The sequence below is a fragment of the Cumulibacter manganitolerans genome, from assembly GCF_009602465.1.
GTDB classification, from domain to species: domain Bacteria; phylum Actinomycetota; class Actinomycetes; order Mycobacteriales; family Antricoccaceae; genus Cumulibacter; species Cumulibacter manganitolerans.
Window position 1 is genome coordinate 1 of the sequence record NZ_WBKP01000084.1, and the last position, 9328, is coordinate 9328.

Genomic DNA, 9328 nt, shown 5'->3' on the forward strand with positions numbered 1-9328 from the left:
GGTGATCGAGATCGGGACCGACCACCGGGCTGGGCGCCGCGGCGGTGGCGGACCTGGGCTGCGGCAACGGCGTCCTGGCGATCGCGTCGGCGCGGGCGAACCCCGACGCGCGCTACCTGCTGGTCGACGAGTCGGCCGCCGCGCTCGCCAGCGCGCGGCGCTCGTGGACGGAGAACCTCGGGCAGCGCGCGGCCGCCTTCACGCTGGGCGACGGCCTCGCGGACGCCGCGGCGGGCAGCCTGGACGTCGTGCTGTGCAACCCGCCGTTCCATGCCGGGACGACGGTCGACGAGTGGGTCGGCGTCCGGCTGCTCGAGCAGGCGCGGCGCGCGCTGCGGCCCGGCGGGGCGCTGTACGTGGTGGCCAACCGGCACCTGCGCCACCACCGCTACCTGCGCGAGGCATTCGACGCGGTCGAGGTGCTGGGCGCCGACGCGCGGTTCAGCGCGCTGCGCGCCGTGCGCTGACCCGTCACCCGTTGTGTTGTTGCCGCTTCGGGCGACGTCGCCCGAAGTCGTCACAACTCAACGGGGTCAGCGGGCGGTCTGCACGACCTTCGCGACCTTCTCGGCGACGTTCTGCGCCTGGTCCTCGGTGGGCGCCTCGACCATCACCCGCACGATCTGCTCGGTGCCGCTGGGGCGCAGCAGGATGCGGCCGGCGCCGGCGAGCTCGACCTCGGCGCGCCGCACCGCCTCCGACACCGGACGGGCGGACGCCGCGCGCTCGCGGTCGGTGACCGGGACGTTGATCATCACCTGCGGCAGCCGGGTGACGACACGGCCCAGCTCGGCGAGCGACTTGCCGGTCTGCGCCATCCGCGACATCAGCTGCAGAGCGGTGAGCAGGCCGTCGCCGGTGGTCGCGGAGTCGAGGAACACCACGTGCCCGGACTGCTCGCCGCCGAGGGACAGCGAGTCGGCCCGCAGCTTCTCCAGCACGTAGCGGTCGCCGACGGCCGTCGTCGCGACGGTGATGCCGTGCTCGCGCATCGCGTGGTGGAAGCCGAGGTTGCTCATGGCGGTCGCCACGACGGTGTTGTCGCGCAGCTCGCCGGCCTCGCGCAGCGCGATCGCGCAGATCGCCAGGATCTGGTCGCCGTCGACGTCGTTGCCGTCGGCGTCGACGGCCAGGCACCGGTCGGCGTCCCCGTCGTGCGCGATGCCGAGGTCGGCGCCGTGCTCGCGGACGGCGGCGCGCAGCTCGTCGAGGTGCGTCGAGCCGACGCCGTCGTTGATGTTGGTCCCGTCGGGGGACGCGCCGATCACGACGACCTCCGCGCCGGCCCGCCGGTAGACGTCCGGCGCGACGTGCGAGGCCGCGCCGTGCGCGCAGTCGACGACCACCTTGATCCCGTTCAGCGGGGCCGGCGTGCAGACCAGCAGGTGGTCGGCGTACGCGCCCTCGGCCTCGAGGTGATCGGTGACCCGCCCGACGTCCGCGCCGGTGGGGCGGTCCCACGGCTCGTCGCTCAGCACGAGCCGCTCGATCTCGCTCTCCACCTCGTCGGGCAGCTTGTGGCCGCCCCGGGCGAAGATCTTGATCCCGTTGTCCGGCATCGGGTTGTGGCTGGCCGACAGCATCACGCCGATGTCGGCGCGGAAGTGCGAGGTCAGGAACGCCAGCGCGGGGGTCGGCAGCATGCCGACCCGGATCACGTCGGCACCGGCGGACGCGAGGCCCGCGACCACCGCACCCTCGAGCATCTCGCCGCTGGCCCGGCCGTCGCGGCCGATCACCGCCAGCGGACGCCGCCCGTCGACGTCCTCGAGCAGGACCCGCGCGGCGGCCTCCCCCACCCGTAGCGCGAGCGCCGGCGTCAGCAGCTCACCGTTGGCCAGGCCACGCACCCCGTCGGTGCCGAACAGTCGTCCCATGTATTCAAACCTTTCGTTGATCGCCCCGAGAATGGCAGAGGGGGTGCCCGACCCCGGACACCCCCTGCTTGCGCGTCGCGCCGTTAGCGCTTGCTGTACTGCGGAGCCTTGCGCGCCTTCTTCAGGCCGTACTTCTTGCGCTCCTTGACCCGCGGGTCGCGGGTGAGGAAGCCGGCCTTCTTCAGCGGCGGCCGGTCCTCGGAGTCGAGGTCGATGAGCGCGCGGGCGATGCCCAGGCGCAGCGCACCGGCCTGGCCGGTGATGCCGCCGCCCTTGAGCAGCGCGACGACGTCGTACTGGTCTTCCTTCTCCAGGGTCACGAACGGCTCCTTGATGAGCTGCTGGTGGACCTTGTTCGGGAAGTAGTTCTCCAGCTCGCGGCCGTTCAGCGAGAACTTGCCGGTGCCGGGCACCAGGCGGACGCGGACGATGGCTTCCTTGCGGCGACCGACGGTCTGGACCGGCTTGTCGGCGACGGTGGTGGTGGTCATGCGTGATTCCCCTTGAATCTCTCGCCGGCGCTTACTGGGCGACCTGGTCGATGGTGAAGACCTGCGGGTCCTGCGCGGCGTGCGGGTGCTCGTTGCCGGCGTACACCTTGAGCTTGCGGATCTGCTTGGCACCCATCTTGTTGTGCGGCAGCATCCCCTTGACGGCCTTCTCGACGATGCGCTCGGGGCGCGGGCCGTCGAGGACCTCGCCGTAGGTGCGCGACTTCAGCCCGCCCGGGCGGCCGGAGTGGCGGTAGTCGAGCTTGGCATCGCGCTTGTTGCCGGTCAGGGCGACCTTGTCGGCGTTGATGACGATGACGAAGTCGCCGGTGTCGACGTGCGGGGCGTACTGCGGCTTGTGCTTGCCGCGCAGCAGCGTCGCTGCGTGCGTGGCGAGGCGACCGAGGACGACATCCTTGGCGTCGATGACATGCCAGACGCGAGTGACCTCGCCGGCCTTCGGGCTGTACGTGCGCACTTGAACTGCCTTCTTCGTTGCATCGTGGGAGTCCTGCCGGGCAGGTCTCGCTCTGAACAAACTCTGGTGTGACCGGGCGCTGATTCATACCCAGGGCGCATGGTGCAAGCCACTGTGCATTTGTCCGGCGCTCGGCGCGATCGGTGGTCTGCCGGGGCCGACGCAGCGCCGTAGCGCCGCGGATACGAATGGCCAGCGGACCGACGATTAACTTTACAGGGCCCGACCGGATCGGTCAAAGCACGGCCGCCGGCCCGCGGGGTGGCCTCCCTCACGGTACCGCGGCGGCGGGAGGCGGCGATCGGGCCGGTGGGCGGAGCCGCGATAGGGTCGCGCTATGCCGTCCGCACTGATCTCCGTCGACGAGTACGCCGCCCGGGTCCGCGACCTGCTCGGCGTCGCCCGGCCCACCGACGTGCCGCTCGCGGACGCCGACGCGCTGGTGCTGGCCGACGATCTCGTCGCCCGCGTGGCGCTGCCGACCTTCGACAACTCGGCGATGGACGGGTACGCCGTCCGGCACGCCGACCTCGCCGCCGACGGGCCGACCACCCTGCCGGTCAGCGCCGACATCCCGGCGGGCGCCACCGAGGTCGCCCCGCTCGCGCCGGGCAGTGCCGCGCGCATCATGACCGGCGCCCCGGTGCCGGACGGCGCCGACACCGTGGTGCCCGTCGAGCTGACGGACGCGGCCCAGACCGGCGCGGCGCCCGCGCAGGTCACGGTCGCCGAGCGCGTGGCGGCCGGCAAGCACGTCCGCCCGAAGGGCGAGGAGGCCGCGGCCGGCGACGTGCTGCTCACCGCCGGCACGACGCTGACCCCCGCGGCCCTCGGGCTCGCCGCCGCCGTCGGCCACGCGACGGTCCTGGCCTACCCGCGGCCCCGGGTGCTGGTGCTCTCGACCGGCAGCGAGCTGGTCCGACCGGGCGAGGAGCTGCTGCCCGGGCAGATCTACGAGTCGAACTCCGTCCAGCTGGTCGCGGCGCTCACCCGGATCGGGGCGCGGGCCCGCGCGCTCAACCTCGTCGAGGACGACGTCGCGGCGTTCCACGCGCGGCTGCGCGACGAGGCCGCCGGCGCCGACCTGATCATCACCAGCGGCGGGGTCAGCGCCGGCGCCTACGAGGTGGTCAAGGACGCCCTCGGCGGGTCGGTCGAGTTCGTCAAGACCGCGATGCAGCCGGGCATGCCGCAGGGCTGCGGGCTGTTCGAGTCCACGCCGATCATCACCCTGCCGGGCAACCCGGTGAGCGTGTTCGTCTCCTTCGAGGTGTACGTGCGCCCGGCGCTGCTGGCCTGGATGGGCGTCGCCGACACCGAGCGTCCCGGCTTCGTCGGCACCTGGGCGGGCGCGGCGCAGGGCTCCCCCGTCGGCAAGCGCCAGTTCCTGCGGGGCGAGTGCGACGTCCCGTCGGGCTCGGTGACGCCGGTCGGCACCCCGCCCTCGCACATGCTCGCCTCCCTCGCCCGGGCCAACTCGCTCGTGGTGATCCCCGAGGACGTCGATTCCGTGAACCCCGGCGACGAGGTCGAGATCTGGCTGCTCGACCCCGCGCTGTAGCCGAAGACCGAAAGGACGGCGCCGACATGGCCGATCTCACTCACGTGGACGAGCGCGGACAGGCGCGCATGGTCGACGTCTCCGCGAAGGACGTCACCGCGCGGCAGGCGACCGCGACCGCCAAGGTGCTCACGACACCCGAGGTCGTCGCGCTGCTGCGCGGCGAGGGCGTACCCAAGGGTGACGCGCTCGCCGTCGCCCGGATCGCCGGCATCGCCGCGGCCAAGCGCACCCCCGACCTGATCCCGTTGTGCCACCCGATCGCGATCCACTCCGTGAAGGTCGACCTGCAGGTCGAGGACGACGGAGTGCTGATCACGTCCGTCGTGCGCACCGCCGACCGCACCGGCATCGAGATGGAGGCGCTCACCTCGGCCGCCGTCGCGGGGCTGAACATCATCGACATGGTCAAGGCCGTGGACCCGGCGGCGACCATCACCGACGTGCGGGTCGAGCAGAAGCTCGGCGGCAAGACCGGCGAGTGGAACCGCCCGTGACCGCGGATCCGGCACCGCCCGACCGCCCGGCACCGCCCGACGACCCGGGGCAGCCAGACCGCCCGGCGCTGAGCGGGCTGGCCGTGGTGGTCACCGCGTCCAACCGGGCGAGCAGCGGCGTGTACGCCGACCGCAGCGGCGAGCTGCTCGAGGGCGCGCTGCGCGAGCTGGGCCTCGACGTCCGCCGCTCGGTGCTGCCGGACGACCGGGCGCGGCTCGCTGCCGCGATCCGCGAGGCGGTCGACGGCGGCGCCGCGCTCGTGCTGACCACGGGCGGCACCGGGCTGTCACCGACCGACGTGACCCCAGAGGCCACCGCGGAGGTGATCGAGCGGCCGGCGCCGGGCATCGCCGAGGCGATCCGCGCGTACGGCGCGCCGAAGGTGCCGACCGCCGTCCTCTCGCGCGGGCTCGCCGGCGTGGCCGGACGGTGCCTGATCGTCAACCTGCCCGGCTCGACCGGCGGCGTGCGCGACGCGCTTGCGGTGCTGACGCCGCTGCTGCCGCATATCCTCAGCCAGCTCGGCGGCGGCGATCACCCCCGACCGGCCTGACGCCCCGCGATCGGACTCATGCCCGCCATTCGGGCCCCTGGCTAGCGAGCGGGCTCGCGCCCAGCGGGCGGACCGATCGGCCCGCTCGGGGTACCCAAGCCCGCTCGGAGTGCACAAACCCGCCCAGGGAGCCCAAGCCCGCTCGGAGTGCGCACGCCCGCTCGCGTTAGGCGAGCGCGATCGGCCGGGCCGCCGGGCTCACCAGGCGTCGACGAACGGCGAGTGCGCCGCGTTGACCCACTTCCCCTTCGGGACGTCGACGAGCGCGCCGGCCAGCGCCTTGCGGGTGTCGATCGGGTCGATGACGTCGTCGACCTCCAGGTGCATGGCCACGTTGATCGCGCCGCCGCGCTCGTACATCCCGGCCAGCAGCTCCTCGTAGCGCTGCTCGCGCTCCTGCGGGTCGTCGATCGACTCCAGCTCCTTGCGGAAGCCGAGCCGCACGTAGCCCTCCAGGCCCATCCCGCCGAACTCGCCGGTCGGCCATGAGACGGTCATCCGCGGCGCGTGCAGGGAGCCGCCGACCATCGCCATCGCACCGAGCCCGTAGGCCTTGCGCAGCACCACCGCGGCGATCGGGACGTCGATGTTCGCGCCGGCGAGGAACATCCGGGAGAAGTGGCGGACGGCGGCGGTCTTCTCCGACTCCGGGCCGACCATGAAGCCGGGCGTGTCGCACAGCGACACGATCGGCAGCCCGAACACGTTGCACAGCTGCATGAACCGGGCGCCCTTGTCGGCGCCGTCGGAGTCGATCGCCCCGCCGAGCACCGCCGGGTTGCTGGCCATGATGCCGACCGCGCGGCCCTCGATGCGGGCGAGCGCGGTGAGCACCGTGGTGCCGAAGCCGGGCCGCAGCTCGAGGACGCTGTCGACGTCCGCGACGAGCTCGACCGCGCGGCGGACGTCGTACGCCCGCTTGCGGTTCTCCGGGACGACGTGCCGCAGCTCGCGCTGGTCGTGCGTCTGGAACTCGGCGACGTCACCCTGGAAGTACGACAGGTAGCGCCGGGCCGCGGCGACCGCCTCCGTCTCGTCGCGGACGGCGATGTCGACGACGCCGTTGGCGACCTGCACCCCGATCGGGCCGATCTCGGTCGGCGCGTAGACGCCCAGCCCGCCGCCCTCGATCATCGCGGGGCCGGCCATCCCGATGTTGGAGTCCTCGGTGGCGATGATGACGTCGCAGCACCCGAGGATCGCCGCGTTGCCGGCGAAGCACCGGCCGGCCACCACGCCGATCAGCGGCACCCTGCCGCTGAGCTTCCCGAGCGCCGTCCAGGTGTGCGTGACCAGGCCGCCCGCCTTCGGCGGGTCCAGGTCGCCGGGCCGACCGCCGCCGCCCTCGGCGAAGAACACCACCGGCAGCTCGTTGCGGTAGGCGACCTCCAGCACGCGGTCGGTCTTGTGGTGGTTGAAGAATCCCTGCGTGCCGGCGAGCACCGTGTAGTCGTAGGCGAGGACGGCGCACTTGGCGCGGTCCTCGGGGAACATCCGGCCGTTCACGCGGCCGACGCCGGTGATCATGCCGTCGGCGGGCGTGTTGTGGATCAGGTCGTCGAGGTGCCGGCGGCGGCGCTGCGCGGCGACCGCGAACCCGCCGTACTCGACGAACGTGCCGTCGTCGCACAGCGCGTCGACGTTCTCGCGGGCGGTGCGGTTGCCGTGCTCGTGACGCTTGCGGACGGCGTCCGGCCGCGCCTCGTCCAGCAGCAGCCGCTTGCGGGCGTGCACGTTGGCGAGGTCGGCGCGGATGCGGTCGAGGTCCAGCTCGCTGGTGACCGCGTCGTCGCCGTCCACCGCGACCGACGCGTCGAGGTGGCCGACGGGGGCGCCGGCGTCCACGACGGTGCCCTCGCGCACGGTGATCGACACGATCCGGCCGCCGGACGGCGCGGCGACGACGTGCTGCATCTTCATCGACTCGATGAGCACCACGGTCTGGCCGGCGAAGACGGTGTCTCCCTCGGCCACCTCGACCGCCGTGATGACGCCGCTCATCGGCGCGGCCAGCGGTTCGGCGCCCTCGGGCACCGGGACGGCGGGCGCGGCCGCCTCCGGAGCGGCCGACGTCGCGGGCCGGTCGGCAGCGGGCTCGAGGTCCGCGGCGCGCTGCGCGAGGTCCTTGCCGTGGCGGTCGACGTACTGCGTGCTGGCGGCGCCGCGCATGCCCTTGGAGGCGAGGATCGCCCGCTGGAAGCCCAGGTTCGTCGGCACGCCGGCGATCACCGTCTGCGCCAGCACCGCGTCCGCGAAGCGCAGGATGCCCGGCAGGTCGCTCGCGGCGTCGTGCACGATGATCTTCGCCAGCAGCGAGTCGAAGCGCGGGTTGATGACGTAGCCGGGGCCCGCCGCGGAGTCGATCCGGACGCCGCGCCCGGACGGCCAGGTGACCCCGCCGACCGTGCCGGCCTGCGGCAGCGGCTGCCCCTGTCGTCCCATCTTCTCGGCGTTGATGCGGATCTGCACCGCGTGCCCGGCCGGCTCGGGGACCTGCCGCTGCTCGAGGCCGATCTCGGTGAGGGTGCGACCGGTGCACACGTCGATCTGGTCGCGCACCAGGTCGCGGCCGAGGACCTCCTCGGTGACCGTGTGCTCGACCTGGATCCGCGGGTTGACCTCCATGAAGAACCACGAGTCGCCGGCGACGAGGAACTCGACCGTCGCCAGTCCCCGGTAGGACAGCGAGGACAGCATCCGGACCGCCGCGGCGGCGATCTCCTCGCGGATCCGGGGCGCGACGGCGCTGGCGGGCGCGATCTCGATGAGCTTCTGGTGGCGCCGCTGCATCGAGCAGTCGCGGTCGTGCAGGTGGGTGACCGCGCCGGTGCCGTCGCCGATCACCTGCACCTCGACGTGCCGCGGGTCGCGCAGCAGTGCCTCGACGTACACCTCGTCGCGGCCGAACGCCGCCTTGGCCTCGCTGCGGGCCGAGTCGTACGCCGCCGTGGCCGCGTCGCGGTCGCGCACGATGCGCATGCCGCGTCCACCGCCGCCGTGCGCGGCCTTGATGATTGCGCCGGCGAACGCCTCGTCGGCCTCGCCGGTGATCCGCTCGACGAATCCCGCGATGGTGTCGGCGTCCGAGCCCGCGGCGGTGCCGGGCACCGTCGCGATGCCCAGCGCGTCCGCGAGCTCGCGCGCCCGGCCCTTGTCGCCCAGCCGCTCGAGCACGTCGGCGTCCGGTCCGACGAACGTCAGGCCCGCCTCCGCGCACCGGCGGGCCAGCTCCGCGCTCTCGGACAGGAACCCGTAGCCCGGGTGCACCAGGGTGGCGCCGGACGCCGTGGCGGCCGCGACGACCGCGGCCGCGTCGAGGTACGCGGCGGGGCCGACGCCGGGCAGCGGCACGGCGTCGTCGCAGCGCCGCACGTGCGGGGCGTCCGCGTCGTCCTCCGAGTGGACCGCGACGGTGCGCAGCCCCATCAGCTGGGCGGTGCGCGCGACGCGCAGCGCGATCTCTCCGCGGTTGGCGATCAGAACGGCGTTCGGGTGTGCGGCCTCGCTCATCGGCGGAGTGCCTCCTCGGCGTGGTGAGTGGTACTGCTGAACTTAACGCGGGAGGTGCGCGCCAGGATCGAGTGGCTTCCCCAGCCGGCGCTCACGAGGGAGTTCCCTCGACCGCAGGCGCCGGCTCCCGCGTTGTGGGCTATCGGGTGGGGGCGGCCACCTGTGCGGCGTCAACGCTGATATCCCTGTAGTGAGCAGTGAGACTCGCGGCTCGACCGCACACCCTTCGGAAGGTTCAGATGAGCAACACGATCGACCGTCATGACGAACGTGATTGGTCCAGCGAGGTCGAGCAGATCGCCGAACGCGCCCGGATGGTGCAGCAGATGGGCGGCGCCGACAAGCTCAAGCGGCAGGCCG

8 protein-coding genes are annotated in these 9328 nt (G+C 73.2%); 4 read left to right on the top strand and 4 right to left on the bottom strand.

Annotated elements, in window-relative coordinates:
- The first annotated feature begins 44 nt into the window (after positions 1–44).
- Positions 45–467 (top strand): class I SAM-dependent methyltransferase, encoded by a 423-nt coding sequence (locus tag F8A92_RS17655; protein WP_228389553.1) that lies wholly within the window; start codon positions 45–47, stop codon positions 465–467.
- Positions 468–533: 66 nt separating this feature from the next.
- Here the strand turns inward: F8A92_RS17655 and glmM are convergent, their stop codons facing one another.
- The 3 genes from glmM to rplM form a co-directional block, all read right to left on the bottom strand.
- Positions 534–1877 (bottom strand): phosphoglucosamine mutase, encoded by a 1344-nt coding sequence (glmM, locus tag F8A92_RS17660; protein ID WP_153506496.1) that lies wholly within the window; start codon positions 1875–1877, stop codon positions 534–536.
- An 83-nt stretch (positions 1878–1960) separates the two neighbouring features.
- Positions 1961–2368 (bottom strand): 30S ribosomal protein S9, encoded by a 408-nt coding sequence (rpsI, locus tag F8A92_RS17665; protein ID WP_153506497.1) that lies wholly within the window; start codon positions 2366–2368, stop codon positions 1961–1963.
- A gap of 31 nt (positions 2369–2399) precedes the next feature.
- Positions 2400–2846, bottom strand: a complete 447-nt coding sequence (rplM, locus tag F8A92_RS17670) for a 50S ribosomal protein L13 (protein WP_153506498.1) — start codon at positions 2844–2846, stop codon at positions 2400–2402.
- 337 nt (positions 2847–3183) lie between these two features.
- On the opposite strand from rplM, the gene F8A92_RS17675 reads away from it, so the two are divergent.
- Genes F8A92_RS17675 through F8A92_RS17685 form a run of 3 tightly spaced genes read left to right on the top strand, consistent with a single transcriptional unit; the run spans position 3184 to position 5458 of the window.
- Positions 3184–4407: a molybdopterin molybdotransferase MoeA gene (locus F8A92_RS17675; protein WP_228389554.1), complete on the top strand. Its 1224-nt coding sequence runs from the start codon at positions 3184–3186 to the stop codon at positions 4405–4407.
- 26 nt (positions 4408–4433) lie between these two features.
- Entirely contained in the window at positions 4434–4904 is a 471-nt protein-coding gene (gene moaC, locus F8A92_RS17680) for a cyclic pyranopterin monophosphate synthase MoaC (protein WP_153506499.1), read from the top strand.
- A complete protein-coding gene (locus F8A92_RS17685) occupies positions 4901–5458 on the top strand; it encodes a MogA/MoaB family molybdenum cofactor biosynthesis protein (protein WP_228389555.1) in 558 nt (185 codons plus the stop codon). Before moaC ends, F8A92_RS17685 begins: the two co-directional genes overlap by 4 nt.
- A 198-nt stretch (positions 5459–5656) precedes the next feature.
- Here F8A92_RS17685 and F8A92_RS17690 read toward each other — a convergent pair whose 3' ends face one another.
- A complete protein-coding gene (locus tag F8A92_RS17690) occupies positions 5657–8968 on the bottom strand; it encodes an acetyl-CoA carboxylase family protein (protein ID WP_153506500.1) in 3312 nt (1103 codons plus the stop codon).
- Positions 8969–9328: the final 360 nt, after the last annotated feature.

Excerpts from the sequence above, each read along its gene's own strand:
- glmM (WP_153506496.1), bottom strand. The coding sequence starts at position 1,877 with ATGGGACGACTGTTCGGCACCGACGGGGTGCGTGGCCTGGCCAACGGT.
- moaC (WP_153506499.1), top strand. The coding sequence starts at position 4,434 with ATGGCCGATCTCACTCACGTGGACGAGCGCGGACAGGCGCGCATGGTC.
- F8A92_RS17675 (WP_228389554.1), top strand. The coding sequence starts at position 3,184 with ATGCCGTCCGCACTGATCTCCGTCGACGAGTACGCCGCCCGGGTCCGC.
- rpsI (WP_153506497.1), bottom strand. The coding sequence starts at position 2,368 with ATGACCACCACCACCGTCGCCGACAAGCCGGTCCAGACCGTCGGTCGC.
- F8A92_RS17690 (WP_153506500.1), bottom strand. The coding sequence starts at position 8,968 with ATGAGCGAGGCCGCACACCCGAACGCCGTTCTGATCGCCAACCGCGGA.